Origin of the sequence: Pseudoduganella sp. UC29_106, from assembly GCF_044055365.1 — a bacterium.
Lineage (GTDB): Bacteria > Pseudomonadota > Gammaproteobacteria > Burkholderiales > Burkholderiaceae_D > Rugamonas.
Map to the genome: position 1 here is coordinate 3,358,958 of NZ_CP171977.1, position 25,806 is coordinate 3,384,763.

20 protein-coding genes and 5 pseudogenes are annotated in these 25,806 nt (G+C 64.4%); 19 read left to right on the plus strand and 6 right to left on the minus strand.

All coding sequences use genetic code 11. The annotated features are described in order from the left end of the window. Positions 1-118: 118 nt before the first annotated feature. The 9 genes and pseudogenes from ACHMW6_RS17125 (at position 119) to ACHMW6_RS17165 (ending at position 10,131) form a co-directional block, all read left to right on the plus strand. Complete coding sequence (locus ACHMW6_RS17125; RefSeq protein WP_395408271.1) at positions 119-1,390, plus strand: NAD(P)/FAD-dependent oxidoreductase; 1,272 nt, start codon at positions 119-121, stop codon at positions 1,388-1,390. 9 nt (positions 1,391-1,399) lie between these two features. Continuing rightward, positions 1,400-2,356 carry an ABC transporter permease gene (locus ACHMW6_RS17130; RefSeq protein WP_395408272.1) on the plus strand — a complete coding sequence of 319 codons (957 nt, stop codon included), beginning with the start codon at positions 1,400-1,402 and terminating at the stop codon, positions 2,354-2,356. Between the two features lie 2 nt (positions 2,357-2,358). Beyond that, the gene (locus ACHMW6_RS17135; protein ID WP_395408628.1) at positions 2,359-3,195 is read left to right on the plus strand and encodes an ABC transporter permease; all 837 of its coding nucleotides are present in this window, start codon (positions 2,359-2,361) and stop codon (positions 3,193-3,195) included. Beyond that, a complete protein-coding gene (locus ACHMW6_RS17140) occupies positions 3,195-5,048 on the plus strand; it encodes an ABC transporter ATP-binding protein (protein ID WP_395408273.1) in 1,854 nt (617 codons plus the stop codon). Before ACHMW6_RS17135 ends, ACHMW6_RS17140 begins: the two co-directional genes overlap by 1 nt. After that, positions 5,045-5,352: pseudogene (locus ACHMW6_RS17145) on the plus strand ((2Fe-2S)-binding protein). The gene ACHMW6_RS17140 and the pseudogene ACHMW6_RS17145 overlap by 4 nt, the downstream one beginning before the upstream one ends. Then, positions 5,334-6,709 (plus strand): annotated as a pseudogene (locus ACHMW6_RS17150) (FAD-dependent oxidoreductase). The pseudogenes ACHMW6_RS17145 and ACHMW6_RS17150 overlap by 19 nt, the downstream one beginning before the upstream one ends. Beyond that, positions 6,706-7,829 (plus strand): annotated as a pseudogene (locus tag ACHMW6_RS17155) (NAD(P)/FAD-dependent oxidoreductase). The pseudogenes ACHMW6_RS17150 and ACHMW6_RS17155 overlap by 4 nt, the downstream one beginning before the upstream one ends. Positions 7,830-7,949: 120 nt before the next feature. After that, positions 7,950-9,358: pseudogene (locus ACHMW6_RS17160) on the plus strand (amino acid permease). Positions 9,359-9,414: 56 nt separating this feature from the next. Next, entirely contained in the window at positions 9,415-10,131 is a 717-nt protein-coding gene (locus ACHMW6_RS17165; protein ID WP_395408274.1) for a class I SAM-dependent methyltransferase, read from the plus strand. 172 nt (positions 10,132-10,303) lie between these two features. Here ACHMW6_RS17165 and ACHMW6_RS17170 read toward each other — a convergent pair. Beyond that, positions 10,304-10,633 (minus strand): annotated as a pseudogene (locus ACHMW6_RS17170) (LLM class flavin-dependent oxidoreductase); the annotation flags it as partial. Between the two features lie 164 nt (positions 10,634-10,797). Here ACHMW6_RS17170 and ACHMW6_RS17175 point away from each other — a divergent pair. Beyond that, a complete protein-coding gene (locus ACHMW6_RS17175; protein WP_395408275.1) occupies positions 10,798-11,112 on the plus strand; it encodes a DUF4148 domain-containing protein in 315 nt (104 codons plus the stop codon). Positions 11,113-11,116: 4 nt separating this feature from the next. On the opposite strand, the gene ACHMW6_RS17180 is transcribed toward ACHMW6_RS17175, so the two are convergent. Next, complete coding sequence (locus ACHMW6_RS17180) at positions 11,117-12,025, minus strand: LysR family transcriptional regulator (protein ID WP_395408276.1); 909 nt, start codon at positions 12,023-12,025, stop codon at positions 11,117-11,119. A 158-nt stretch (positions 12,026-12,183) separates the two neighbouring features. Here ACHMW6_RS17180 and ACHMW6_RS17185 point away from each other — a divergent pair, with 158 nt between their 5' ends. Next, a complete protein-coding gene (locus ACHMW6_RS17185; RefSeq protein WP_395408277.1) occupies positions 12,184-12,456 on the plus strand; it encodes an acylphosphatase in 273 nt (90 codons plus the stop codon). Between the two features lie 3 nt (positions 12,457-12,459). On the opposite strand, the gene ACHMW6_RS17190 is transcribed toward ACHMW6_RS17185, so the two are convergent. After that, entirely contained in the window at positions 12,460-13,026 is a 567-nt protein-coding gene (locus tag ACHMW6_RS17190; protein ID WP_395408278.1) for a methyltransferase family protein, read from the minus strand. Between the two features lie 108 nt (positions 13,027-13,134). Here ACHMW6_RS17190 and ACHMW6_RS17195 point away from each other — a divergent pair, with 108 nt between their 5' ends. The 7 genes from ACHMW6_RS17195 (at position 13,135) to ACHMW6_RS17225 (ending at position 23,184) form a co-directional block, all read left to right on the plus strand. Then, on the plus strand, positions 13,135-14,295 hold the full coding sequence (locus tag ACHMW6_RS17195; RefSeq protein WP_395408279.1) for an FUSC family protein: 1,161 nt from the start codon (positions 13,135-13,137) through the stop codon (positions 14,293-14,295). Further along, complete coding sequence (locus ACHMW6_RS17200) at positions 14,292-15,248, plus strand: LysR family transcriptional regulator (RefSeq protein WP_395408280.1); 957 nt, start codon at positions 14,292-14,294, stop codon at positions 15,246-15,248. Before ACHMW6_RS17195 ends, ACHMW6_RS17200 begins: the two co-directional genes overlap by 4 nt. A gap of 145 nt (positions 15,249-15,393) precedes the next feature. Then, entirely contained in the window at positions 15,394-16,614 is a 1,221-nt protein-coding gene (locus ACHMW6_RS17205; RefSeq protein ID WP_395408282.1) for an efflux RND transporter periplasmic adaptor subunit, read from the plus strand. Then, complete coding sequence (locus tag ACHMW6_RS17210; RefSeq protein ID WP_395408283.1) at positions 16,611-19,781, plus strand: efflux RND transporter permease subunit; 3,171 nt, start codon at positions 16,611-16,613, stop codon at positions 19,779-19,781. The genes ACHMW6_RS17205 and ACHMW6_RS17210 overlap by 4 nt, the downstream gene beginning before the upstream one ends. Continuing rightward, on the plus strand, positions 19,782-21,206 hold the full coding sequence (locus tag ACHMW6_RS17215; protein WP_395408284.1) for an efflux transporter outer membrane subunit: 1,425 nt from the start codon (positions 19,782-19,784) through the stop codon (positions 21,204-21,206). A gap of 9 nt (positions 21,207-21,215) precedes the next feature. Beyond that, a complete protein-coding gene (locus tag ACHMW6_RS17220) occupies positions 21,216-21,653 on the plus strand; it encodes a MarR family winged helix-turn-helix transcriptional regulator (protein ID WP_395408286.1) in 438 nt (145 codons plus the stop codon). Positions 21,654-21,873: 220 nt separating this feature from the next. Beyond that, positions 21,874-23,184 carry an MFS transporter gene (locus ACHMW6_RS17225; protein ID WP_395408287.1) on the plus strand — a complete coding sequence of 437 codons (1,311 nt, stop codon included), beginning with the start codon at positions 21,874-21,876 and terminating at the stop codon, positions 23,182-23,184. On the opposite strand, the gene ACHMW6_RS17230 is transcribed toward ACHMW6_RS17225, so the two are convergent. Together ACHMW6_RS17230 and ACHMW6_RS17235 are read right to left on the minus strand one after the other, a co-directional pair. Next, on the minus strand, positions 23,162-24,109 hold the full coding sequence (locus tag ACHMW6_RS17230; protein WP_395408288.1) for a nitrilase-related carbon-nitrogen hydrolase: 948 nt from the start codon (positions 24,107-24,109) through the stop codon (positions 23,162-23,164). The two genes, ACHMW6_RS17225 and ACHMW6_RS17230, sit on opposite strands and share 23 nt — an antisense overlap. Before the next feature lie 60 nt (positions 24,110-24,169). Beyond that, positions 24,170-24,631: a MarR family winged helix-turn-helix transcriptional regulator gene (locus ACHMW6_RS17235; protein WP_395408289.1), complete on the minus strand. Its 462-nt coding sequence runs from the start codon at positions 24,629-24,631 to the stop codon at positions 24,170-24,172. 167 nt (positions 24,632-24,798) lie between these two features. Between ACHMW6_RS17235 and ACHMW6_RS17240 the strand changes: the two genes are divergently transcribed. Continuing rightward, positions 24,799-25,164: a hypothetical protein gene (locus ACHMW6_RS17240; protein ID WP_395408290.1), complete on the plus strand. Its 366-nt coding sequence runs from the start codon at positions 24,799-24,801 to the stop codon at positions 25,162-25,164. On the opposite strand, the gene ACHMW6_RS17245 is transcribed toward ACHMW6_RS17240, so the two are convergent. Beyond that, entirely contained in the window at positions 25,165-25,797 is a 633-nt protein-coding gene (locus tag ACHMW6_RS17245) for a DUF5074 domain-containing protein (RefSeq protein WP_395408291.1), read from the minus strand. It lies immediately after the preceding gene. Positions 25,798-25,806: the final 9 nt, after the last annotated feature.

Below are 25,806 nucleotides of genomic sequence, written 5' to 3' on the forward strand. Positions count from 1 at the left end.
TTTGCTGCGTACAGAGGGAAAAACCGTTCATTCTGTTTCACGGATCAGGCAATATGGAATAAAGCGCACAAGCGAACATGATGTAATGACTAGGCACTTAACCCACACAGGAATATGCATGAAGCTTGAATCGTACTGGCTCGACACTGCGCCGCCCTTCAAGGCGGCAGCCCAGGGAGCCGTGCCCTCACGTGCAGACGTGGTGGTGGTCGGTGGCGGTTTCACCGGCCTTTCGGCAGCCCTTGCGCTGGCCCAGCGCGGCGCAACAGTTGTGCTGCTGGAAGCGGGCCGCATCGCGGGCGAAGCGTCCGGCCGCAACGGCGGGCAATGCAATACGGGGTTGGCCCATGATTATGCGGACCTTTCTTCCCGCCTCGGCGAAGACCGCGCCCGCGCTTATTACGACGCCTATAACGATGCCGTACGCACGGTGGACACCATCGTGGCCCGCGAAGCCATCGATTGCGACTTCCGCCGCTGCGGCAAGCTGAAACTGGCGGCCAAGCCCGAACACTACGACAAGCTAGCGCGTGCCTGGGAATACCTGCGCAAGGTCGAGAGCGATGTGAAGCTGGTGCCGCGCGAGTCGCTGGCATCCGAAATCGGTTCCGACCAGTATTACGGCGGCCTGCTGCAGCCGCAGGGCGCCCAGATGCATATGGGTAAATTCGGCGTGGGCCTGGCGGAAGCGGCGTCGCGCGCCGGCGCCCTGCTGTTCCAGGACGCCGCCGTGCAGGACATCGAGCGCATCAGCGGCGGCTTCCGTGTGAAGTCCGCCCGTGGCGAGATCACCGCCGGCCAGGTCTTCCTCGCCACCGGCAATTCCAGCCTGGGCCCCTTCGGCCATTTCCGCCGCCGCCTCGTTTCCGTCGGCAGCTTCATCATCGCCACGGAGCCGCTGTCGCGCGAGGTGCTGGACCGCATCACGCCGTCGCGCCGCAACTATGTGACGACCAAGAATATCGGCAACTACTTCCGCATCACGCCGGACGACCGCCTGCTGTTCGGCGGCCGCGCGCGTTTCGCGCTGTCCGATCCCAAGTCGGACGCCAAGAGCGGCAAGATCCTGCAGCAGACCATGGCCCACGTATTCCCTGAACTGGCCAACACGCGCATCGACTATTGCTGGGGAGGCCTGGTGGACATGACCGCCGACCGCCTGCCGCGCGCCGGCCAGCATGAAGGCATGTTCTATTCGCTGGGCTACAGCGGCCACGGTGTGCAAATGTCCGTCCACATGGGCCAGAAGATGGCGGACGTGATGGCTGGCCGCGCCGAGAGCAATCCCTGGCGCGACCTGGACTGGCCGGCGATTCCCGGCTATCACGGCAAGGCGTGGTTCCTGCCGTTCGTGGGCGCGTATTACCGCCTGCAGGACATCCTGCACTAAGGACCGACCATGAACAAGACCATGGCAAAACTCCTGTTGAACCGCGTGGCGATGGCCGTGCTGACGCTGTTCATCGTCTCGATCGTCGTTTTCGCGATCACCAACCTGCTGCCGGGCGACGCGGCCGAGGAATCGCTGGGCCAGGCGGCCACGCCGGAAACGGTGGCGGCGCTGCGCGCCCAGTTCGGCCTCGACCAGCCGGCGCCCGTGCGCTATGTGCGCTGGCTGGCCCATATCGTGCGCGGCGACGCCGGCACTTCCCTCGTCAGCGGCCAGGCGATCACGGAAATGATCGGCAAGCGCCTGCCCAATTCGCTGGTGCTGGCAGGAGCCACGGCCGTTGTCTCGGTGCCGCTGGCGCTCTCCCTGGGCATCCTGTCCGCCATGTTCCGCGGCTCGAAGTTCGACCGCGGCATGAATATGCTGGCGGTGTCCCTGGTGTCGGTGCCGGAATTCCTGATCGCCACGCTGGCCGTGCTGCTGTTTGCCGTGAAACTGCGCTGGCTGTCGGCGCTGTCGCACACGGCCGATATACAGACACTGAGCCAGTTCCTGCGCGCCTACGCCATGCCCGTGTTCACCCTGTGCTGCGTGATCGTGGCCCAGATGGCCCGCATGACGCGCGCCGCCGTGATCGACCAGCTGCGCTCCCCCTACGTGGAAATGGCGCGGTTGAAAGGCGCAAAGCCGGTGCGCATCGTACTGACCCATGCGCTGCCAAACGCCGTCGGCCCCATCGCCAATGCGGTCGCGCTCAGCCTGTCCTACCTGCTGGGCGGCGTGCTGATCGTGGAAAGCATCTTCAACTATCCCGGCATCGCCTCCCTGATGATCGATGCAGTCACCACCCGTGACATCCCGGTAGTGCAAGCCTGCTCCCTGATCTTCTGCGGCGCCTACCTGCTGCTGGTGATGCTCGCCGACATCGCCGCCATCGCATCCAACCCGAGGTTACGCAACCCATGAACATGCCCGCTACCCTGCGCTTGCGCCGCCCAATGTTTCCCATCACGCCGCTGGCCCTGCTCGGCGCGCTGATTGTCGGCTTCTGGGTGCTCGTTACCCTGGCCGGCCCGTCGATCGCGCCGCACGATCCGGGCGCCATCGTCGATGCCGACGTCTTTGGCAGCATCAGCGCCGCCTTCCCGCTCGGCACCGACTACCTGGGCCGCGACATGCTGAGCCGCGTCCTGGTCGGCGCGCGCTACACGGTGGCGCTGGCCCTGGCCGCCGCCATGCTGGCCAGCACCACTGGCACCCTGCTCGGCCTTTTTGCTGCCGTTTCCGGCGGCTGGATCGATGCGACGCTGAGCCGGGCGCTGGACGCCCTGATTTCCATCCCCAGCAAGATGTTCGCACTGATGATGGTCGCGTCCTTCGGTTCTTCGGTGCCGCTGCTGGTGATGACGGCTGCCCTGAGCTTCATGCCCGGCGCCTACCGCATTTCGCGTTCGCTGGCCGTCAACGTGCAGGCACTGGACTTCGTTCAGGCCGCCCGTTCGCGCGGCGAAGGCCTGGTCTACATTGCCTGCGTCGAAGTGCTGCCGAACATCATCCGGCCCGTGCTGGCGGACTTCGGCCTGCGCTTCGTGTTCACCGTGCTGCTGCTGAGCGGCCTGTCCTTCCTCAGCCTGGGCGTGCAGCCGCCGGACGCGGACTGGGGCTCGCTGGTGCGCGAGAACATTGGCGGCCTGTCCGAAGGCGCACCCGCCGTGCTGATGCCGGCGCTGGCCATCGCCACGCTGACCATCGGCGTGAACCTGCTGATCGATAACCTGCGCGGCCGCCGCGGAAAGGGCATGTAATGGCACCATTGGTACAAGTTAGCGGCTTGCGCGTCTGTGCACGCAACGATGAAGACGTGGATGTCCCCATCGTCAAGGGCGTGGATTTCAGCATCTTGCCGGGCGAGGTCCTGGCCCTGATCGGCGAATCCGGCTCCGGCAAGACCACGATCGCCTTGTCGCTGATGGGTTATGCGCGCCAGGGTTGCCGCATTGTCGGCGGCAAGGTGCAGGTGGCGGGCCAGGATGTGCTGTCGCTGGACGAAAAGGGGCTGGCTGCGCTGCGCGGCCGCACCGTGTCCTACATCGCGCAAAGCGCCTCCTCCGCCTTCAATCCTTCGCGCACGCTGATGGACCAGGTGGTGGAAGGCGCCGCCATCCACAAGACCATGCCGCGCGCCCAGGCGGAAGCCAAGGCGGTTGGCCTGTTCCGCGCCCTGGCCCTGCCCGATCCCGAAAACATCGGCAAACGCTATCCGCACCAGGTCTCCGGCGGCCAGTTGCAGCGCGTGATGGCGGCCATGGCCTTCATCACCGATCCTGAACTGGTCATCCTCGACGAGCCGACCACCGCGCTGGACGTGACCACGCAGATCGAAGTGCTGCGCGCCTTCAAGGACGTGGTGCGCCAACTGGGCATCAGCGCCGTCTATGTATCGCACGACCTGGCGGTGGTGGCGCAGATGGCGGACCGCATCGCCGTGCTGCGCGATGGCGAGGTGCGCGAGAACGGCGTGACGCCGCAAGTACTGCACGCGCCTGCCCATCCCTACACCCAAAGCCTGCTGGCCGCGGCTGCGCCGGCCACACGCGACCTGGGAGAAGGCCCAGCCGGCGCAAGCCGCCGCGCCGCACCGCTGCTGGAAGTGCGCGGCCTGGTGGCCGGCTATGGCGCCGTCGGCAAGGATGGCCTGCCGGCCAAGCGCATCCTGAACGGCATCGACCTGACCATCGAGCGCGGCGCCACGCTTGGCGTGATCGGCGAATCGGGCTGCGGCAAGACCACGCTGGCCCGCGTGGTGGCGGGCATGGTGCCCAGCGCGCGCGGCGAAGTGCTGTTGGATGGCAAAGCGCTGCCGTCCTGCGAGCATGGACGCACCCGCGAGCAGCACCAGCGCGTGCAGTTCGTCTTCCAGAACGCCGACACGGCCCTCAATCCGGCACACACGATTGGCGCCATCCTGGCCCGCCCGCTGGCCTTCTACCACGGCCTGAATGGCGCGGCGCGCCGCAAGCGCGTCCAGGAGCTGCTCGACCTCGTCAAGCTGCCGGCCGCCGTGGCGAACCGCCTGCCGGGAGAACTCTCGGGCGGCCAGAAGCAACGTATCAACCTGGCCCGCGCACTGGCGGCGGAGCCGGAGCTGATCCTGTGCGACGAGATCACGTCCGCGCTCGATACGGTGGTGGCATCGGCCATCCTCGACCTGCTGGCTGAACTGCGGCGCGAATTGAAAGTGTCGTATATGTTCATCAGCCACGACATCAACACCGTGCGCGCCATCTGCGACGAAATCGTGGTGCTCTATGCGGGCAACAAGGTGGAAGCGCGGCCGCGCGAAGCCGTGTCCACGCCGCCTTTCCATCCGTATGCGCACCTGCTGATCAGCTCCGTGCCACGTCTGCAGCAGGGCTGGCTGGACAGCGCCTGCGCGCGCGGCGCCGACGGATTGCCGGTCCTGAGCCAGCCGCCGGCAGAAGGCGCCGAACTGTGTTCCTTCCTGGGCCGCTGCAGCCAGCGCATCGACGGCGTCTGCAACCGCCTGCCGCCGCCGCGCCAGCCGCTGCCCAACGGCGGCAACATGCTGTGCCACCAATCGACTGCTGCCCTCATCAGCCAGCAGGCATCGTTAAACTGTTTTGAGGAAGTCGCATGAACCAGCGCTTTGTACGGCTGGCGGAAAGGACCGCCAGCCTGTCCACTTCACGATCGATGGCCAGCCGGCGTCCGCACTGCAGGGAGACACCCTGCTGGTCGCCATGCTGGGCGCCACGCGCAGCCTGCGCAGTTCCGAATTCGGCGACGGCCGCCGCGCGGGCTTCTGCCTGATGGGCGCCTGCCAGGATTGCTGGGTGTGGACGGCGGACGGCGAGCGTCTGCGGGCCTGCTCGTCCGAAGTGAAGGAAGGCATGGCATTGGTAACGCGCGATACGGAGGCGGCATGGCTGAACCAGGCGTAATCATCATCGGCGCCGGCCCCGCGGGCGTGCGCGCCGCCGAAGAACTGGTGGCTGCGGCCTGCGCCCGACGCTGATTGAGGAAGGACGGCGCGACGGCGGCCAGATCTACCGCCGCCAGCCGGAGCACTTCAAGCGCGAATACGCCACCCTGTACGGCAGCGAAGCGGAGCGCGCCGCCAGCCTGCACCGCGGTTTCGACGCGCTGCGCAGCCGCATCGACTACCGGCCCGAAACGCTGGCCTGGAATATCTCCGAAGGCCATGTACACATCGTCAGCGAACAACGCAGCAGCAAGCTGCCGTACAGCGCGCTCATCGTGTGCTCCGGCGCCACGGACCGCCTGATGCCGGTGCCGGGCTGGGAGCTTTCCGGCGCCTACAGCCTGGGCGCGGCGCAGATCGCGCTGAAGTCGCAGGCTTGCGCCGTCGGCTCGCGCGTCGTATTCATGGGCAGCGGCCCGCTGCTCTACCTGGTGGCCTATCAATATATGAAAGCCGGCGCCGGCGTGGCCGCGGTGCTGGACACTTCGAGCTTCTGGAACCGCGTGACGGCCTTGCCGAAGCTGCTGGCCCGTCCGGCCGTGCTGAAGCTGGGCATGAGTTATGTGTCGGCGCTGAAGCGCGCGGGCGTGCCGGTGCTGGTTGGCGTCGAGCCGGTCGAGATCCGCGGCGACCGCGAAGACGGCGTGCGCAGCATCGCCTTCCGCGCGGGCTCCGGCCCGCTGCAGGAAATCGCCTGCGACGCGGTGGCCATGGGCTATCACCTGCGCCCGGAAACCCAGCTGGCCGACCTGGCGCGCTGCGCCTTCCGCTTCGATGCAACTGCGCGCCAGTGGTTCCCGGAAGTGACGATGGATGGCCGCAGCTCGGTGCCCAATGTCTATCTGGCGGGTGACGGCGCGCGCATCCTCGGTGCCGAGGGAGCGGAAAATGCCGGCAGGCTGGCCGCGCTTTCGCTGCTGAAGGACATGGGCCGCAGCGTGGACGGCAACCGCGTGCACACCCTGCTCGCCGCGCAGGAAAAGATGGAGCGCTTCCGCCAGGGCCTGGTCGAAGCCTTCCCCTGGCCCGCCGAACAGGCGGGCAAGCTGGCCGACGACACCATTGTCTGCCGTTGCGAATGCATCACGGCGGGCGAATTGCGCCGCGTGGTGAAGGAGATGGGCGCGCAGGAAGCCAACCGCGCCAAGGCCTTCAGCCGCGTAGGCATGGGCCGCTGCCAGGGACGCTACTGCGGCCAGGCCGGCGCCGAAGTCATCGCCCATGCCTGCGGCGTTCCGCTGGAACAGGTTGGCCGACTGCGCGGACAGGGGCCCGTCAAACCACTTTCCATCCACACCATCGAGGAGCAGGCATGAGCGCCACACCGCAAGCCGACGTTCTCATTATCGGCGGCGGCATCATGGGCGCCTCCACCGCATTCTTCCTGCGCAAGCGCGGCGTTTCCGTAACACTGCTGGAGCGCGGCCTGGTCGGCCAGCAGGCCAGCGGCGTCAATTTCGGCAATGTGCGGCGCCAGGGCCGCTTCCTGCCGCAGCTGCCGCTGTCCAACCGCGCCAACGAGATCTGGTACAAGCTGAATGAGTTGCTGGGCGAGGATGCCGAATTCCTGCCGTCCGGCCACCTGCGCTGCGCTTATGACTCGGAGCGCGAGGCCATCCTCGAAAAATATGCAGGCGACTGCCGCGACTACGGGCTGGACCTGCAAATGATCGGCAAGGCCGAAATCCGCAAGCGTTATCCCTGGCTGGGTCCTGAAGTCATCGCCGGCTCCCTGTCCCCGCTGGACGGCCACGCCAATCCGCGCCTCGCCGCCCCGGCTTTCGGCCGTGCGGCCGCGCGCCTCGGCGCCCGCATCATCGAAAACTGCGAAGTGCTGACGCTGGAGCGTGAAGGCAGCGAATTCCGCGCCATCTGCGCCGACGGCCGCGAATTCCGCGCCCCGACCATGCTGGTGGCCAGCGGCGCCTGGGGCGACCGCATGAGCGCCCAGATGGGCGAGCCGGTGACGATGGCCGTGCGCGGCCCGCAGATGGCCGTCACCGAGCCGGTGCCGTACAAGCTCGGTCCCGCCATCGGCGTGGCCGTCAAGACGCCTGAGGAATCACTTTATTTTCGTCAGGTCAAACGGGGCAGATCGTGTTCGGCGGCTGCGGCCGCGGCCCGGCCAGCGCCGAAACGCGCCGCGCCTACGTGCTGCCCGAGATCACTTTGGGCCAGTTCCGCCAGATGGCACGCCTGGCTCCCCCCATCGCAAAGCTGAACATTATTCGGGTGTGGAGCGGCATCGAAGGCTATATGCCGGACGATTTACCGGTAATGGGCCCCAGCGCCAAGGTTCCGGGATTACACTATGCATTCGGGTTCAGCGGCCACGGCTTCCAGATTGGCCCTGGCGTGGGGGATGTGATGGCGGAATTGATTGCCACCGGAGCAACTTCCACACCGATCGAGCCCTTTAGCAGTACGTCGCTTTAACAGCTGAACAACAAATAAATATTCTTTTCCAATAATTCCAGACGGCTGTGCTAGTATGCGGCAGCGCCTTGCGTAGACAGGGCTATTATCCGTAGAAAAGTGAATATTGGAGAAGGAACAGTGAGTATATTCAGAACCAAAAACCTGGACGACATGGTGGCAGCCGCGCGCGCTCCAGGTGGATTGCGCAAGGTGCTCGGCCCATTTGACCTCGTGCTGATGGGCATTGGCGCCATCGTCGGTACGGGTATCTTCGTGCTGACCGGCACCGGCGCGCTGACGGCCGGTCCCGCACTCACTATTTCCTTCGTCGTGGCGGCCATTGCCTGCGCCTTCGCCGCCCTGTGCTACGCCGAATTCGCCTCCACCGTGCCGGTGGCCGGCTCCATCTATACTTATAGTTACGCGACGCTGGGCGAACTGGTGGCCTGGATGATCGGCTGGGACCTGATGCTGGAATATGGCCTGGCCACTTCCGCCGTTTTCCGTTGCCTGGTCGGGCTACTTCCAGTCCCTGATCGGGGGCATCGGCCTGCACCTGCCGACCGTGCTGTCGGCCGCGCCGGGCGCGGTCCCGGGCACCACCACCCTGTTCAACCTGCCGGCCTTCCTGATCATGATCGTGCTGACCGCCCTGCTGGGCTGGGGTGTGCGCGAATCGGCCCGTATGAACAACATCATGGTGGCGATCAAGATCGGCGTCGTCCTGCTGTTCATCGTTGTGGGCGCCCGTCACGTGCAGCCGGTTAAACTGGCATCCGTTCGCTCCGTTCGGCCACACCGGCATCCTGAGCGCCGCCGCCCTGGTGTTCTTCGCCTTCATCGGCTTCGACGCCGTCACCTCGGCTGCTGAGGAAGTGAAGCGTCCGGAGCGCGACCTGCCGATCGGCATCATCGGTTCCCTGACCGTCTGCACCATCCTGTACGTGATCGTGGCAGCCATCATGACCGGCATCGTGCCTTACAAGGAATTCCTGGGCATCGACCACCCCGTGTCGCTGGCGCTGCAATATGCCGGCGAAAACTGGTTCGCCGGCTTCGTATCCCTGGGCGCCATCCTGGGCATGACCACCGTGATCCTGGTGATGGCCTTCGGCCAGACCCGCATCATTTTCGCCATGTCGCGCGACGGCCTGCTGCCGAAGAAGCTGTCCACCGTGCATCCGAAATACGGCACCCCGTTCTTCGCCACCTGGCTGGTGGGCGTGATCTTCGGCCTGATCGCCGCGCTGGTGCCGCTGAACGTGCTGGCTGAACTGGTGAACATGGGCACCCTGGCCGCATTCAGCCTGGTTTCCATCGCCGTTGTCATCATGCGCAAAAAGCGTCCGGACCTGCACCGCGCCTTCCGTTGCCCGGGCGTTCCATACATTCCGGCACTGGCCGTCATCTTCTGCGTGGTCCTGATGTCCTACCTGGCCGCCACCACCTGGATCGCCTTCATGGTGTGGCTGGCAATCGGCCTGGTTGTCTACTTTGGCTACGCACGGCATCGATCAGCATTGAACACCGCTGCACAAGCAGCGTAAGCTAAGAGGCGGGAGACAATGTCTTCCGCCTTTTTTACTTTTGGGAGGAGTAAAGCATGAAGATGTTCTCCGCAGCAGCCCTGTTGTTCGTAGCCGCCGCATGCCATGCGGCCGACGTTCCCACCACCGGCCGCCCCGCCGCAGACACAGAGCGGGATGCCAACCGCAAGCCGGCCGAAATGCTGGACTTCGCAGGCGTGAAGCCCGGCCAGACCGTAATCGACTACTTCCCCGGCGGCGGCTACTTTACCCGCATCTTCGCCAATGCAGTCGGCCCTTCCGGCCAGGTATGGGCGGTGACGCCGCAAGTAGTGCTGGACCGCTTCGCAGACCGTCCCCGCCCCAAGCCGGTATCCAGCGAATCGGGCCGCTCCAACGTCCATGAAGCCATCGGCGCCGCCTCCATGAACGTGCCGGTGAAGGCCGACCTGGTATGGACCTCTCAGAACTACCACGACATCCGCATTTGGGGCGGCGAAAAAGGCACCGCGGAACTGAACAAGGCTGCCTTCGACGCGCTGAAGCCCGGCGGTCTTTACGTGGTGCTCGACCACGCCGCCTCGCCTGGCGTGACGGAAGACCTGATGAAGCGCCAGCACCGCATCGACGAAGGCCTGGTCAAGAAGGAAGTGGAAGCCGCCGGTTTTGTCTTCGACAGCGAATCCCAGGCCCTGCGCAATCCGGCCGATCCCCACACCGCCAATGTGTTCGACGCTTCGATCCGCGGCAAGACGGACCAGTTCATCCTGCGCTTCAAGAAACCTGCGAAGTAACGTAAAGGCCCAGTTCCTGGATCACGTCGGCCACAGCGCGTTCGCTGTGGGCGATGTTGATGATCACATGGGCCACACCCAGCGCGCGCAGGCGCAGCAGGTAAGACAGCAGCGCGTTGCGGCCGGTGCGCATGCCCAGCGTGATGGGTTCGGGCGGCGCGTCCGCATGTGACGCAATCCATTGCAGCGACTGACGCGAAGTGCCGACGACGATCATCGGCACCGGCGCCTCGGGCGGCACATGAATGTCATAGCCGCTGGTGCGGTCGCGCACGGCCGCGTGGCGCGCCGGGTCCATTGCCTCGCGCAGCACATCCCAATGCCTGCGGTAAGTGCCCGCCGCTTCTTCCACTGTGCGGCCGAACGCCGCGAATTCGGCCGGGCGGTCGCCGCAGCCAAGGCCGAGAATCAGCCGCCCTCCGCTCAGCCGATTCAGTGACAGCGCCGATTTCGCCAGGTGAAGCGGGTCGCGCAGCGGCAGCACGGTAGCCGCGGTACCGATTCAATCCGAGGGTCAGGCCGCGCCCGATCACCCTGTGCCAGACGGGATTATCAACTCCTGGTGGAAAGTCATTCGTCACAAGCCACCCTTTTTAGCGAATATTGCCGCACCTACACTACAGGCATCAAGCAAGCACTGCTAACCAACCTTCAGGAGAATACATCATGAAAACCACTTACATCGCCGCCGCCATCCTTGCCCTGTCCACCTTTGGCGCTGCCAACGCCCAGACATCCAACAACGTCAGCGGCGAACTGTATCAAGTTACTGTGACCGCACCGAAATCGACGCTGACCCGCGAGCAGGTGCGCCAGGAAACCATCAAAGCCCTGCGTGCCGGCCAGATCCACAGCGGCGAGGATTATCAGGGCCAGGCTTATGAAGCCAGCCAGTCCAAGGTTTCGCGTGAAGCAGTTCGGGCCGATGCCCGAGGTGCGGCCCGCGCCCACGTCCAGAACGGCGGCGAGCTGTATCAGTAACCGTCTAGCGCGGCGCGGGCAGCAAGGCCGGCGCCGCCTTGATCACATAGTTGATGAAATCCCGCACGCGCTTGGGCATCTGGGTGCGGTGCGGGTAGTACATATAGACCGACGATGCCGCTGTCGCAAACTGCGGCAGGATCTCCACCAGCTCCCCGCTCGCCAGTTCTTCCTTGATCAGATAAAGGCTTAGCTGGCCAATGCCAATGCCCGCCTTCACTGCATCCAGTTCCGGCAACACGCTGTTGAAATTGCAGACGGACGGCACGTCCTGGTAAGTCAGCTCCCCATCGATATTCAGCTCCCACGGCAGCAGGCGTCCCGTGCTGGGCAGGCGGAAGCCGGTGCACGGATGCGTAAGCAGCTCGGCCAGCGTTTTCGGCTCGCCGTGCCGCTTCAGGTATTCCGGCGCCGCCACGATCGCCAGCGGCAGCGCTGACAAACGGCGGGACACTACATTGCGCGAGGGCTGGCCGCCGATGCGGAAGCCGATATCGATCTTGGACTGGACCAGGTCCGTGTCCAGGTCGTCCAGTACCAGGTCGAACAGGATTTTCGGGTGCTCCAGGCGGTAGCTGCGCACCAGAGGCACCAGCATGCGCGCACCCAGCGATACAGGCGCCGTGATGCGCACGATGCCTTCGCGGCCGTCGCTGCTGGTCCTGACTTCATCCAGCACTTCATCCAGCATCTTCAGCGCGGGGCCGGCAACTTCCAGCAGCCGCGCGCCTTCGTCGGTCAGTTTCAGCGTGCGCGTGGTGCGGTGGAACAGGCGCACGCCCAGGTTAGCCTCCAGCTGCTTCACGGCCTTGCTCAGCGCCTGCACGCTCATGCCCACGTCCATCGCAGCCGCACTGAAACCGCCGGCCCGCGCCACCGTCGCAAACAGCTCCACTGCCCTTGCCTTGTCCATTCCCCCTCCGCGTTATAGCTCAGCCATTGTAAACCGGGTGACCCAGGTGACAGCCCACCATTCCGCGGCGCCAGCCAAGGTGTCTGCCACGACGTGACAGACACCAGCACTTGCAGTGGGTTTCCAGCGTATGATCTGCACTTACCAAGGAGATTCCCGTGCCAATACGACTACTCATCGAAGGCCAGGTCCAAGGCGTCGGCTACCGCTACGCGTTCTCGGATGAAGCCGAAGCGCTCGGCCTCAGGGGCTGGGTGCGGAACCGCAAGGATGGTTCGGTGGAGGCATGCGTGCATGGCCCGGAAGCAGCAATCGAGCGTATCGTGGCGTGGGCGCACAAAGGCCCGGCGGCGGCGCAGGTCCGGAGCGTCACTGTCAACGATTCAGACGAAGCCGCAACCGAGCATTTCGAGATCCGTCCCACAGCTTAGCAACTATAGCCAGCGCCGCACCCGCTCGCAGTATGCAAGATACCTGTCCCCAAAGCGGGCGAGCATTGCCTCTTCTTCGAACCGCACCTGAATCTGCACCAACAGCTCGCTGGCTGCCCACAGCGCAAACGATGGCCAGCTTCCGATGACCAGGAACTGCCCGGTCATGGTCACGCGCACGCCGAGATAGATCGGATGGCGCGAAACGGCGAACGGTCCGCCCGTCACCAGCTCGCCTTTCTCGATCACGCCGAGCGCCCAGCTGCTGCCCATTGCCGCCTGGGAGTAGACGATCCACGCCGGCGCCACGATCATCAGCACGGCGCCAATCCAGCGCAGCGCTTCGCTATGGAGCAGCGGCGGGCCGGCGTTGCCGGTGACCGCGTACCACACCAGGAAGGCCGCGTCGGCCATCGGCACCCAGAAGTAGAACCAGCGGGCGGCAAAGTCGCGCGGCGTATTGCCGCCCCAGAAGGTAAAGGGACTGCGTCCCACGAGCCAGGCGCGCAGGATGACGGTCGCCAGTCCGAAGACGATGGCGTGGGCGAGCGGGAAGTATTGCCAGAACATGATGGTTATCATGGCAGAGCGGCGGACGCGCTTCCACTGAATTCTGTTCAAGATCAACTTGAAGAATGATCGCTTCTGCAACGGACAGCTGCGTGGCATTCTTCCGCCATGTTTCGACACGTCCTCAACACCGTTGCCGCCGCGCTGGCGGCCCTGTTCCTTGCGATGCGCCTGGAGCTGCCAATGCCGCCTATCGCCATGGTCTGCGTATTTATCGTCATGCAGCCTGCGACTGAGCTGGTGCTGGCCAAGAGCCTTTACCGCTTGCTTGGTACGGTGGCCGGCGCGCTTGCTGCCTGTGCACTTGCTGCACTTTCTGCCTCCACCGCCGAATTCCTGGCTGGGCTGGGCGTCTGGGCCGCTTTGCTCACCGCGGCCGCGACGCTCAGCAAACAGCCGCGCGCTTACAGCATCGTGCTGACGGGGTATACGCCTATCCTGATCGGCGTTCCGGCGATTGCCCACGCGAGCCATGTCGGGCCGGACGCGCTGGCACGGCTGGCGGAAGTGGGCATCGGCATCGCCTGCGCCACCACAGCCATGCTGCTAAACGGCCCGCGCCGCCCGCAAAACCCACGGCGGAAAACAGGTGTCTGCCACGATGTGGCAGACACCAGCTTCACGCCTTGGGTTCTAAGAGCGCGTGACGGCTCGCTGGCAATGCGGTACTTCGGCATCGTTTGCGCGGCCATGGCAACGCTGCTGAACGGCCAGCGACGCGCGCAAAACCACCAGCGTAAAACAGGTGTCTGCCACGATGTGGCAGACACCAGCTTCACGCCTTGGGTTCTAAGAGCGCGTGACGGCTCGCTGGCAGGCCTGTACCCGGCGCTGGCGATGCTGGCAATGGCGTCGCTGTGGCTGGCCACCTCCTGGCGCGGCGGCGGGATGGCGACGCTGAATGCAACCGTCGACTGCGCACTGATAGCGCTCGCGCCCCAGCCCCTAAAGGCGGCAGTGCAAATGACCATCGGCACCCTTGGCGCCGTCGCAGCGGGACTCGCGCTGCAGCTGGCCTATCCGCTGTTCGGCGCGCACTGGCTGCTGCTGGCGCCCTTCCTGGCGCTGGGCGCCTGGCTCACGGGCAGGCAGGAAGCGCTGGGCGCCGGCCTGGGGTTCAGCATCACGCTGTCCATGCTCGCCTACCCGCCCAACGCCCACAACGGCCAGCACCTGTACGATGCGGCGGGACTGATCCTGTCGGTCCTGATCCTGACCGCAATCGCCGGGGTACTATGGACTTTCCGCCAACAGAGCGACCAGCCATGAACCTCGACCGAATCGACCTCAATCTTCTGCGCGTCTTCAACGTGATCTTCGAAGAGCGCAACCTGCTGCGCGCCGGGAAGCGGCTCAACCTGAGCCAGTCGGCCATCAGCCACGCCCTGGGGCGCCTGCGCGAAGCACTGGGCGACGATCTCTTCGTCCGCAGCGCCGACGGCATGCAGCCCACACCGCGCGCGCTCACCATGTCAGCGCCGCTGCGAGCCGCCCTGCAGCAGATCGGTTCTGCGCTGGGCAACGAGCCCTTCGCGCCGGCGACCACCGAACGCGATTTCGTCATCGCTGCCAACGATTACATGACCGTGCTGCTGCTGGAGCGCCTCAGCCAGCACATGCAGCAGCAAGCGCCGAACACCAACCTGATCGTGCGCCCGTCGACCCGCATCGACCTTGCTGGCCAGCTCGATCTTGGCCGCATCGACATTGCCATCGGCGTTTTCGCCGAAGTGCCGCCACGCTTCGCCTCAATGCCCCTGTGGACGCAGACCGACGCCCTGGCCATGCGCCACGGCCACCCGCTCGCCGCGCGGGATGTCACGCCGCAGGACCTGGCGGCATATCCACTGCTCGCGGTCTCGCTAGGCGGCGCCGAGGAGGGCGCAGTGGAAGGCTTCATCTCCGAGCGCGGCCTGGCCCGCGAATCCGAAATGTTCGACCGCGCCGCCCTGGAAGCGGCCACCGCGCCGCACGCGCCCCGTTTCCGGCTGCTGGTGCCGCACTCGCTTGCCGTGCCGTCCCTGCTCAAGGCCAGCGACATGCTGGCGGTACTGCCGTCCTCCCTGGCGCGCCTGTTCGCGCAGCGGGAAGGGCTGCATACAGCCGCCCTGCCCTACGCCAGCCGCACCGCCCAGGTCCGGGCAGTCTGGCATTCCCGCAATGAAAACGACCCCGCGCACGCCTGGCTGCGCGACCTGCTGCCCGGTTTCGTTCCGCAGTGAAACAAAATTCTGGTTGACTTATGCCCTCTTTTGATTATACTCGCAACGAATACTCGGCTTTACCAGCTGAGGGTGGCGCTCATCCGCGCCATTTTTTAAAGCTCTAACTGTGCATATGCACACTCAATTTTACAAGGAACTGGAAATGGACAAGAAATTCCCTTTGCGACCGCTGGCTTTGACGCTGGCCGCGGCGGGCGTTCTCGCTGCGGCGCTGAGCGGCTGCGGTGAGGCGAACAGCAAGGACGCGCCCCCTGCCGGCCCGAAAGCCGCGCCGGTGACCGCCGCCGTGCTGGTCGAGAAGGCCGTGATCGAAACCCAGGAATTCAGTGGCCGACTTGAGTCGATCGAGCACGTGCAGGTACGCTCGCGCGTAGCCGGCTACATTACGCAAGTCAATTTCCAGCCAGGCGGAAAGGTAAAAAAAGGACAAGTCCTGTTCGTGATCGATCCGCGTCCCTTCAAGGCTGAAGCCGACCGCGCCGAAGCCGCCGCCAGTTCCGCCCGCGCCAAGGCCGACCTGGCACGCATCGAACTGGCCCGCGCCGAGAAGCTGCTGGCCGACAAAGCCATCGCCCAGCGCGAATACGACGAGCGCGCCGCCGGCCTGAAAGAACTGGACGCGAACGCCCGCGCCGCCCTGGCCCAATGGGAGAACGCGAAGCTGAACCTGGGCTATACGAATGTGATCGCGCCGATCGATGGCCGCGTCAGCAAGGCGGAAATCACGGTAGGCAACCTGATCGACCAAAGCGCCGTGCTGACCTCCGTGGTCTCGGACGACAAGATCTACGCCAGCTGGGACGGCGATGAATCGACCTACCTGCGCGTAGGCGCCCAGGCCCACAGCGGCAAGCCGGTAAAAGTGCGCATCGGCCTCGCCACCGAAACCGGCTTCCCGCATGAGGGCAAGCTGGAATTCGTGGATAACAAGCTCGATGTGAAAACCGGCGCCGTGCGCATGCGCGCCGTGCTGCCGAACGCGGACAACCTGCTGGTGCCTGGCCTGTTCGCCAAGGTGCAACTGGAAGGCGGCAGCGGCGAGAGTGCCAAGACCAACGCCCTGCTGGTCAACGAGCGTGCCATCGGTACGGACCAGAGCCGCAAGTTCGTCTTTGTCGTCAACGCGGAAGGCAAGGCGGAATACCGCGAAGTCACCCTCGGCCCGACCATCGACGGCCTGCGCATTGTTCGCACAGGCCTGAAGGCAGGCGAAAAAGTCGTGGTCAACGGACTGCAGCGCGTGAAGCCGGGCGCCCCGCTGAATCCCGAGATTGTGGCGATGGACGCACAAATGGTTGCCGCGCCAAAGAAGGATGAAGCCAACAAGATCGCATCAGCCGACACGAAGGGCCAGGCAAAATGAACTTCTCACGCTTCTTTGTGGACAAGCCGATTTTCGCGGCCGTCCTCTCCATCATGGTCTTCGTGGCGGGCCTGATCGCCATCTTCAAGCTGCCCATTTCCGAATATCCGAACGTGGTGCCGCCATCCGTCGTGGTGCGCGCCCAGTATCCCGGCGCCGATCCGAAGGTCATCGCTGAAACGGTGGCCGCGCCGCTGGAGGAACAGATCAACGGCGTGGAAGACATGATCTATATGTCCTCCCAGAACACCTCGGACGGTGCGCTCAAGCTGACGGTAACCTTCAAGATCGGCACCAACGTCAAGCAGGCCGAGACCGAAGTGCAGAACCGCGTGCAGCGCGCCTTGCCCCGCCTTCCCGAGGAAGTGCGCCAGCTGGGCGTGACCACCGTGCGCGCTTCGCCCAGCCTGACCATGGTGGTGCACCTGGTCTCGCCGGACAACAGCTACGATGAACTCTACCTGCGCAACTATGCCGTGCTGCACGTGAAGGACGAACTGGCGCGCATCTCCGGCATGGGCGACATCGTATTGAACGGCTCCGGCGACTACGCCATGCGCGTCTGGCTGGACCCGCAAAAAGTGGCGGCCCGCAACCTGACCGCCACCGACGTGACCAACGCCATCCGCGAGCAGAACCTGCAAGTGGCGGCCGGTGTGGTCGGCGCTTCGCCCAGCAAGGACAGCGAATTCCAGCTGACCCTGAACACCAAGGGCCGCCTGAAAACGGTGGAAGACTTTGGCAACATCATCGTCAAGACCAATGAGGACGGCGGCGTGACGCTGCTGAAGGACCTGGCGCGCATCGAACTGGGCGCCGGCAGCTATTCCCTGAACGCGCTGCTGGACAACAAGCCGGCTTCCGCCCTGATCATCTACGCCAGCCCAGGCGCCAACGACCTGCAACTGTCTGCGGACGTGCGCGCCAGGATGGAAGAACTGAAGAAGGACTTCCCGAAAGGCGTGGAATACCGCATCGCCTACGACCCGACCGAATTCGTGCGCGATTCCATCAAGGCCGTGATCCATACCCTGTTTGAAGCCATCATCCTCGTGGTGCTGGTGGTGATCGTCTTCCTGCAGACCTGGCGCGCTTCCATCATCCCGCTGCTGGCCGTGCCAGTATCGGTGGTCGGCACCTTTGCCGTGATGCTGTGCTTCGGCTTCTCGATCAATACGCTGACCCTGTTCGGCCTTGTGTTGGCCATCGGTATCGTGGTTGACGATGCCATTGTGGTGGTCGAAAACGTGGAGCGGAATATCAGCGGAGGACTTTCGCCGCGCGATGCGACCGTGCAGGCCATGAAGGAAGTGAGCGGCCCGATTATCGCGATCGCGCTGGTGCTGTGCGCCGTGTTCGTGCCCATCGCCTTCGTCTCCGGCCTTACCGGCCAGTTCTATCGCCAGTTCGCACTGACCATTGCGATTTCCACCGTGATTTCCGCATTCTGCTCGCTGACGCTGGCGCCGGCCCTGTCCGCGGCGCTGCTCAAGCCGCACGATGCGCCGAAGGATGGTCTCACCCGCGTGATGGAGAAATTCCTCGGCCGATTCTTCCACCTCTTCAACCGCTTCTTCAACCGCTCGTCGGAGAAATATGAGGATGGCGTGAAAGGCGTGCTGGCCCGCAAGACCATGTCCATGGGAGTCTACGTCGTGCTGGTGGCTGCCGCCGTGTTGATGTTCAAGCTGGTGCCGGGCGGCTTCGTGCCTTCGCAGGACAAGGGCTATCTGATCGGCTTCGCCAAGTTGCCCGATGCGGCTTCGCTGGAACGCACCGAAGCCGTTATCCGCCGCGTGGGCGATATCGCTGTCGGCGTGCCGGGCGCGCGCAATGCAGTCGGCTTCCCCGGCCTGTCCGTGAACGACCTGACCACCGCGCCAAACTCCGGCATCGTGTTCGTCGGCGAGCAGGCGCCGGAGACCCGCACTACCAAGGAACAGAGCGGCCCGGGCATCGCGGCTGAAATCAACAAGCGCGCCGGTTCCATCCAGGACGCTTTCGTCAAGGTGTTCGCACCGCCGCCAGTCTACGGCCTGGGCACCATCGGCGGCCTGAAGATGATGATCGAGGACCGCGGCAACGTGGGCTACGATGAACTGTACCGCGCCACCCAGGAGCTGATCGAGAAAACCCGCAAGACCCCTGAACTGGTGGGTGCCTTCTCCGGCTACCAGGTCAATGTGCCGCAGCTGTATGCGGACGTGGACCGCACCAAGGCCAAGCAGCTGGGCATTCCGCTGCAGGCGATCAACCAGACCTTGCAGATCAATCTGGGTTCGCTGTACGTGAATGACTTCAACCAGTTCGGCCGCACCTACCAGGTGCGCGTGCAGGCGGACAAGCAATTCCGCTCCCGCGTGGAAGACGTGGCCCAACTCAAGGTGCGCAGCGACAAGGGCGAGATGATTCCCCTATCCTCGATCATGAAGATCAGCGACAGCTATGGCCCGGACCGCGTCCAGCGCTACAACACTTATGTGGCTGCGGACCTGAACGTGAACCCCGCCCCTGGCTATTCCAGCAGCCAGGCGCGCGCCGCCATGGAGCGTCTCGCCGAAGAGACGCTGCCGAAGGGCGTGAGCTATGAATGGACCGAGCTGACCTACCAGGACATCCTGGCCGGCAACACGCTGATCTTCGTGTTCCCGATCTGCGTGCTGCTGGTGTTCCTGGTGCTGGCCGCGCAGTACGAAAGCTGGACCCTGCCGCTGGCGGTGATCCTGATCGTGCCGATGTCCATCCTGTGCGCCATGATCGGCGTGAAGATCACGGGCGGCGACAGCAATATCTTTACCCAGATTGCGCTGTTCGTGCTGGTCGGCCTCGCATCCAAGAATGCGATCCTGATCGTGGAGTTTGCGCGCGAGCTGGAAGACCATGGCCGCAGCATCGTGCAGGCCGCGCTGGAAGCTTGCCGCCTGCGCCTGCGCCCTATCCTGATGACGTCCATCGCCTTCATCATGGGCGTGATCCCGCTGGTGTACTCGCACGGCGCCGGCGCTGAAATGCGCCACGCCATGGGTGTCGCCGTGTTTGCAGGCATGCTGGGTGTGACCCTGTTTGGCCTGTTCCTCACGCCGGTGTTCTACGTGCTGCTGCGCACCCTGGCCAAGCGCCTGGAGCGCGCACCGCAGCCCGCAGCCCAACTGGAAGGAACTCACTAAATGAATAAGATCATTATCCCAATCATCGCGGCTGCCATGCTGAGCGCCTGCGCGGCGCCCGAATTCAAGCAGCCGAAGATCGACGTGCCGTCCGCGTTCAAGGAAAACGAGGTCCAGATCGCGGCCGACGGCACCCGCTGGCGCCGCGCCCAGCCTGCAGAACAGCAAGCCCGCGGTGAGTGGTGGCTTGCCTTCAACGACCCGGCGCTGACGGCGCTGATCGGTGAAGCCACCGCCAACAACGCCAACCTGGCCGTGGCCGCAGCCCGCGTGAAGCAGGCGCGCGCCATTGCCGGCATCGCCGAAGCGGACCGCAGCCCGCAAGTGGGCATCGGCGTCGGCGCCCAGCGCGGCGCGCCGTCGCCGACCGAGCGCGGCCTGCCGGCAGGCACGCAGATCAGCCCCGCCACCAGTTACTCGGCGAAGCTGACGGCCGGCTACGAGGTCGACCTGTTCGGCCGCGTGGCCTCGAACGTGGCAGCCACGCGCGGCGACGCCGATGCATCCCAGGCGACCTATCGTTCAGTGCTGTTGTCGCTGCAAGCGGATGTCGCCCAGACCTATTTCCGCCTGCGCGCCACCGACGCCGAGCTGCAAACCCTGGCGGAAACGGTACGCCTGCGCGAAGAAAACGTGCGGGTGAACCAGCGCCGCTTCGACCTGGGAGACATCGGCGAATTCGACCTATCGCGCGCCAAAACGGAACTGTCGACCACGCGCGCAGAGGCGATAGGCTTGCAGCGCCAGCGTGCGACCACCGAACATGCGCTGGCTGTCCTGCTGGGCAAGCCGGCGGCCAGCTTCAATGCCGGTCCAAGCCCCCTGCTGGATTCGGCCCTGTTGCCGTCCATTCCAACCGGCTTGCCGTCCGAGCTGCTGGAACGTCGTCCTGACATCGTCGCCGCCCAGCGCACGATGGAAGCGGCCAATGCCCGCATCGGCGTGGCCCGCGCGGCCATGTTCCCGGCCCTGAACATCGGCGCATCCGGTGGCGGCGTGGCCGGCACGTTTGCCGATGTGTTCAAGGCCGGCGGCCAGTCCTGGCTGCTGGGCGCGATGCTGACCGCCCCGCTGATCGACGGCGGCCGCAACCGCGCCAATGTCACCCGCGCCGAAGCGGCGCTGGAGGAGTCGGTAGGCTCCTACCGCCAGAGCGTGCTGGTGGCGTTCTCGGAGGTTGAGGACAATCTGGCTGGCTTGCGCATCCTCGCCGGCCAGACGACCCAGATCGACGATGCCCTGCTGTCGGCCCGCCGTTCGGCCGACCTGGCGCAGAAGCTGTACGACGCTGGCCGCTCCAGCTACCTCGAACTGCTGGACGCACAGCGCAACCTGACGTCGGTTGAGCGCAGCGCGGTCCAGTTGCGCGGCAACCGCGCCGTGACCACGGTGGCGCTGGTTCGCTCGCTGGGTGGTGGATGGTAAACTGACGCCATGTCAGAAAAAAAAACCAGCAAAGCTACGGCCTGCAACTTCCTCGCGTTGAAGCAGGCCACGCGCAGCGTGTCGGGGCTCTATGAGCGGCACATCGCCAAATGCGGCCTGACGTCGCCGCAGTTCAGCATCATGCGCGCCATCAAGCATAACCCCGGCATCGATATGCACGATCTTGCCGAGATCATGGTGATGGACCGTACCAGCCTGCTGCGCGCACTCAAACCCCTGACGCGTGATGGCTATGTGCTGCAGAGGGCTTCCGAACTGCACCCGCGCAAGCAGGTGATGTGCCTCACCGGCGACGGCGAGGCCAAGTTCCAGGAAGCGATGGAACACTGGAAAGCCGCGCAGGCCGAGTTCGAGGCGGAAGTGGGCGAGGAGCATGCCCGCACACTGCGCGAAGTCCTCGAAAACCTGGTACACCGGCGTTTCTGAGTTACCGGATATTTGCTTGTGGCGCCGATTCGGGCTTCCGGATTCGGCGCCACGCCGCGCGGCCGCCCGAAAATTCGGCTTTCCGACAGCAGCACATTTATTTGATACGTATTTTTAACCGGATACGTATTTTTTGATTCATTGCACGGATTCGTATCATATACTGGTTTTCACCTGCCGCTCGGCAGGACATGCATACCAACTATATGAGACGAGCCCCATGTACACTGCCCAAACCGGTCTTCCATCGTCCCCGGCTGCTGCTATAGCCGACAGCGACAGCGCGCTTTACCGCAAGGTTTCCCTCCGCATTATCCCCTTCCTCTTTGTCTGCTACGTAGTTTCCTTCCTCGACCGCATCAATATCGGCTTCGCGCAGCTGCAAATGCGCCAGGACCTGGGTTTCAGCGACGCGATGTATGGCATGGGCGCGGCCGTGTTCTATGTGGGCTATGTGCTGTTCGAAGTGCCGAGCAACCTGCTGCTGGAGCGCTTCGGCGCGCGCAAGACTTTTGTGCGCATCATGCTGCTGTGGGGCGCGGCCTCGGTAGGTATGGCGTGGGTGTCTTCGCCCACGGAGTTCTATGCGCTGCGCTTCATGCTCGGCGTGTTCGAGGCGGGCTTCTTCCCTGGAATCGTGCTCTACCTGACGTACTGGTATCCCGCGGCGCGGCGCGCTTCAGTGCTGTCCTACTTCTTTGCCGGCGTCGCGGTGGCCGGTGTGCTGGGCGGGCTGATGTCCGGCTGGATCATGCGCGATATGGCGGGCGTGATGGACCTGCGCGGCTGGCAATGGATGTTCGCCATTGAAGGCGCGCCGGCCATCGCGCTGGCCGTGATGGCGCATTTCTACCTGGACGACAAGCCGTCCGAAGCGAAGTGGCTGGATCGCGGCGAAAAGGCGCGGCTGGCTGCCAATATGGCGGACGAAGCGCCGCGCGGCGCCGCGAAGCACGGCGTCGCCGGCCTGCTGCGCAATCCACGCCTCTATCTGTATTCAGTGGTGTATTTTGCGCTCACCTGCGCCGCACTGACACTGAGTTTCTGGATGCCGATCATGATCCGCGACTTCGGCGTGAAAGATGTTGTGACGATCAGCCTCTATACGGCCATCCCGAACGCCATCGGCGCAGTTGCAGTGATCCTGATCGCCCGCCTGTGCGACCGCAGGCGCCAGCACAAGCAGTTTGTCGCCGCCTGCGCCATTGCCGGCGCTGCCGCGCTGTCCTCGCTGGCCTTGCATCCTGCCGATATCGGCGTCGTGCTGGGCATACTGGCGGTGGCTACCACCGTCATCTACTCGGCGCTGCCCATCTTCTGGGCCATTCCCACCGCAACCCTGCCGCCCCAGGCGCGCGCCGGCGGCATTGCCCTGATCAGCAGCGTGGGCATCACCAGCGGCATCGCGGGCCCATGGGCCATTGGCCAGATCAAGACCACCACCGGCAATATGGACAATGCGCTCTACGTGTTGAGCGCATTGCTGGTACTGAGCGCTGCGGCACTGCTTATCGGACTGCGGAAGCGCTGACCGCTTCGCGCAGTTGCGGCGCCGGTGTGCGGTCGATGTGCAGGCCGAGGAATTCCGGGCGGCTGTAATGGCCGGCCGCATCCATCAGGCGCTTGCGGGCGTCGATCAGGGCGAAGTCCAGGTCGGCGATCACTTCGCCCTCGCCGGAGGTAATCGGGGTGCCGATCACCTGGCCGTCCGGTCCCACGATGGCCGTGAAGCTGCCGCCGGAGATAGGGCCGACGGGGGCGCCGGTGTCCTTTGCAATCAGCGCCTGCTGGTCGGCATCGAGCCAGGCGGTCGCGTTGACCACGAAGGCCGCCGATTCCATTGCGTGCTGGCGGATGTTCACTTCCATCTGCGCCGCAAACAGCGGGCCGCCAAACGAACCAGGATACATGGCGGAGTGGATCTGCTCACCATCCGCAATCAGCGCGTAGCGGGCCAGCGGCTGGTTATGCTCCCAGCAGGCCAGCTGGCCGACGCGGCCGACCGCACTGTCCACTGCGCGCAAGCCGCTGCCGTCGCCCTGTCCCCACACTATGCGCTCATGATAAGTCGGCGTGATCTTGCGGCGGCGCTGGATCAGCGTGCCGTCCGCATCGAACAGCAGCTGCGTGTTGTAGATCGAACCGCCGTCGCGCTCATTGACGCCAATCGACACGACCATGTGCGCTTCCTTCGCCGCTTCCGCGATAGCCTGGGTTTCGGCCGACGGCACCGTCACCGATTCCTCCAGCAGGCGCTGATGCTCCTTGCCCATGGCGTAAGGCGGCATCACGAAAGAGAAATATGGATAGTACGGCACCAGCGTTTCCGGGAAGGTGGCGAATTGCACGCCCTGCTTGCCCAGCTCACGGATCTTCTGGACGACTTTCTCGACAGTGGCTGCACGGCTGTACAGGACGGGGCTGATTTGAACTGCTGCGGCTTTAACGATAGTCATGATTTACTCCGATAGTGTATATACATCATTTAGATTAAAAAAACGGTGTTAGCCGGTGGCTTACTCGGACGGCAGGCCGGCGGCCATGCTGATCAGGGCGGCGGCGCCATCCTCACCCAGCAGGCGCCTGGCCTGTCCCTGCGCTTCCCGCCAGGCCGGCATGGCCGTTTCCAGCAGCTTGCGGCCGGATTCGGACAGCACGATGGGACGGCTGCGTCCGCGCTCGGGCATCTGCTCCTCGATCCAGCCTTCGTCCAGCATCAGTTGCAAATTGCGGGTGGAAGTCGAACGTTCCAGATGGTTGGCGCGGCCCAATTCCGCACGGCTGGCGCCCTTCATGCGGGCGATCAGCACCAGCATCGAGAACTGCGAGGAATTCACGTTAAAAGGACGCAGCGCCTGGTCATACATATTCGTAATGACGCGCGAAATCGAACGGGTGCGCGTCAGCAGGCAATGCTTGATGACCTCTTCGATCAGGCTGGCATCAGGGGCCGGGGTGGTGTGCGATTTCGTATCCATGACCCCAGTATAGTGTAGATACACCACATGTCAAGAACAGATGTGCAGCTTGCTCCTCTGCTATTCTTACGCAATGGTGACAATTCGCGAACAGGGCTTGAGAAAACGTCATCTGCCCACCACTGTTCGTAGTATCCCCATGGCAGCCAGCACCAGCAGGAGATTCCATGACACATGACGCGCAGCAGCACGCCCACGCAGAGAGCCCGGTCCCGCAAATGCCCTTCCGGACCCTGCTCTACCGGTTCATGTTCTTCGACTGGCTGTTCAAGGACGTGAGCGCCGCGCGCAACCTGTTCGAGCGGCACGCCGCCTTGCAGCACAACAAGCACATGAGCCGCTATTTGCCTGTCTACTTTCGCCGCTGGACGGTGCTTGCCACCTTCGACTTCGGCCTCGGCTTCCTGTTTGAGCGCGTCTTGCAAGCCACCGTGGTCTCCGCCTACTTCTTTACCTGGTCCTGCGTCACCATGGCGGGCATGGCGGTCATCGCCGCGGCCTGGGCTTTCCTGACATTCGGAAGGTTGTCCTGATCAGCCTGGCCGCTTGATCGCGCGGATCTTGCCGCTGTTGCCGCCGCCGCAGAAGAACTGGCCGGCGCCGTCGGACTCCAGACCCGAAACCGCAGTGCCGGCCGGCATGGTCAGGCGCTCCAGCACTTCGCCGGTTTGCGGGTCGATATGGCGCACATCACTTTCTTCGCCTTCCCAGGTTCCGTGCCATAACTGGCCATCGACCCAGGTGACGCCGGTGACGAAACGGTTGGATTCGATGGTGCGCAATACGGAGCCCGTCTCCGGATCGATCTGGCAAATCTTGCGGCCGCGATGCTGGCCGACCCAGAGCGTGCCTTCGGCCCAGGCCAGGCCAGAGTCGCCGCCGTGGCCCGGCGCGGGAATGGTGGACAGCACCTGCCCGTTCTGCGGGTCGATCTTCTGGATCTTGTCTTCGGCAATCTGGTACAGGTAGCGGCCATCAAAGGCCGTTCCCGCATCTGCGGGGATGTCCAGGGAGCGGACAACCTCGCCTCGCGCCGTGTCTACGGCATTGAGTTTGTCACCGGACGCGAACCACATACGCTCGCCATCGAAAGTGACACCGGCTACGCTTTCGGCGCCCGGGAAAGGGCCGTACTCGCGGATGATCTGGGCTTGGGAAGTTTTCATGGCTCCATC

What these genes read in the sequence shown, in the direction of transcription:
- ACHMW6_RS17125 (WP_395408271.1), top strand. Translation starts at nt 119, where the DNA reads ATGAAGCTTGAATCGTACTGGCTCGACACTGCGCCGCCCTTCAAGGCG.
- ACHMW6_RS17130 (WP_395408272.1), top strand. Translation starts at nt 1,400, where the DNA reads ATGAACAAGACCATGGCAAAACTCCTGTTGAACCGCGTGGCGATGGCC.
- ACHMW6_RS17135 (WP_395408628.1), top strand. Translation starts at nt 2,359, where the DNA reads ATGCCCGCTACCCTGCGCTTGCGCCGCCCAATGTTTCCCATCACGCCG.
- ACHMW6_RS17140 (WP_395408273.1), top strand. Translation starts at nt 3,195, where the DNA reads ATGGCACCATTGGTACAAGTTAGCGGCTTGCGCGTCTGTGCACGCAAC.
- ACHMW6_RS17165 (WP_395408274.1), top strand. Translation starts at nt 9,415, where the DNA reads ATGAAGATGTTCTCCGCAGCAGCCCTGTTGTTCGTAGCCGCCGCATGC.
- ACHMW6_RS17175 (WP_395408275.1), top strand. Translation starts at nt 10,798, where the DNA reads ATGAAAACCACTTACATCGCCGCCGCCATCCTTGCCCTGTCCACCTTT.
- ACHMW6_RS17180 (WP_395408276.1), bottom strand. Translation starts at nt 12,025, where the DNA reads ATGGACAAGGCAAGGGCAGTGGAGCTGTTTGCGACGGTGGCGCGGGCC.
- ACHMW6_RS17190 (WP_395408278.1), bottom strand. Translation starts at nt 13,026, where the DNA reads ATGTTCTGGCAATACTTCCCGCTCGCCCACGCCATCGTCTTCGGACTG.
- ACHMW6_RS17195 (WP_395408279.1), top strand. Translation starts at nt 13,135, where the DNA reads ATGTTTCGACACGTCCTCAACACCGTTGCCGCCGCGCTGGCGGCCCTG.
- ACHMW6_RS17200 (WP_395408280.1), top strand. Translation starts at nt 14,292, where the DNA reads ATGAACCTCGACCGAATCGACCTCAATCTTCTGCGCGTCTTCAACGTG.
- ACHMW6_RS17205 (WP_395408282.1), top strand. Translation starts at nt 15,394, where the DNA reads ATGGACAAGAAATTCCCTTTGCGACCGCTGGCTTTGACGCTGGCCGCG.
- ACHMW6_RS17210 (WP_395408283.1), top strand. Translation starts at nt 16,611, where the DNA reads ATGAACTTCTCACGCTTCTTTGTGGACAAGCCGATTTTCGCGGCCGTC.
- ACHMW6_RS17215 (WP_395408284.1), top strand. Translation starts at nt 19,782, where the DNA reads ATGAATAAGATCATTATCCCAATCATCGCGGCTGCCATGCTGAGCGCC.
- ACHMW6_RS17220 (WP_395408286.1), top strand. Translation starts at nt 21,216, where the DNA reads ATGTCAGAAAAAAAAACCAGCAAAGCTACGGCCTGCAACTTCCTCGCG.
- ACHMW6_RS17225 (WP_395408287.1), top strand. Translation starts at nt 21,874, where the DNA reads ATGTACACTGCCCAAACCGGTCTTCCATCGTCCCCGGCTGCTGCTATA.
- ACHMW6_RS17230 (WP_395408288.1), bottom strand. Translation starts at nt 24,109, where the DNA reads ATGACTATCGTTAAAGCCGCAGCAGTTCAAATCAGCCCCGTCCTGTAC.
- ACHMW6_RS17235 (WP_395408289.1), bottom strand. Translation starts at nt 24,631, where the DNA reads ATGGATACGAAATCGCACACCACCCCGGCCCCTGATGCCAGCCTGATC.
- ACHMW6_RS17240 (WP_395408290.1), top strand. Translation starts at nt 24,799, where the DNA reads ATGACACATGACGCGCAGCAGCACGCCCACGCAGAGAGCCCGGTCCCG.
- ACHMW6_RS17245 (WP_395408291.1), bottom strand. Translation starts at nt 25,797, where the DNA reads ATGAAAACTTCCCAAGCCCAGATCATCCGCGAGTACGGCCCTTTCCCG.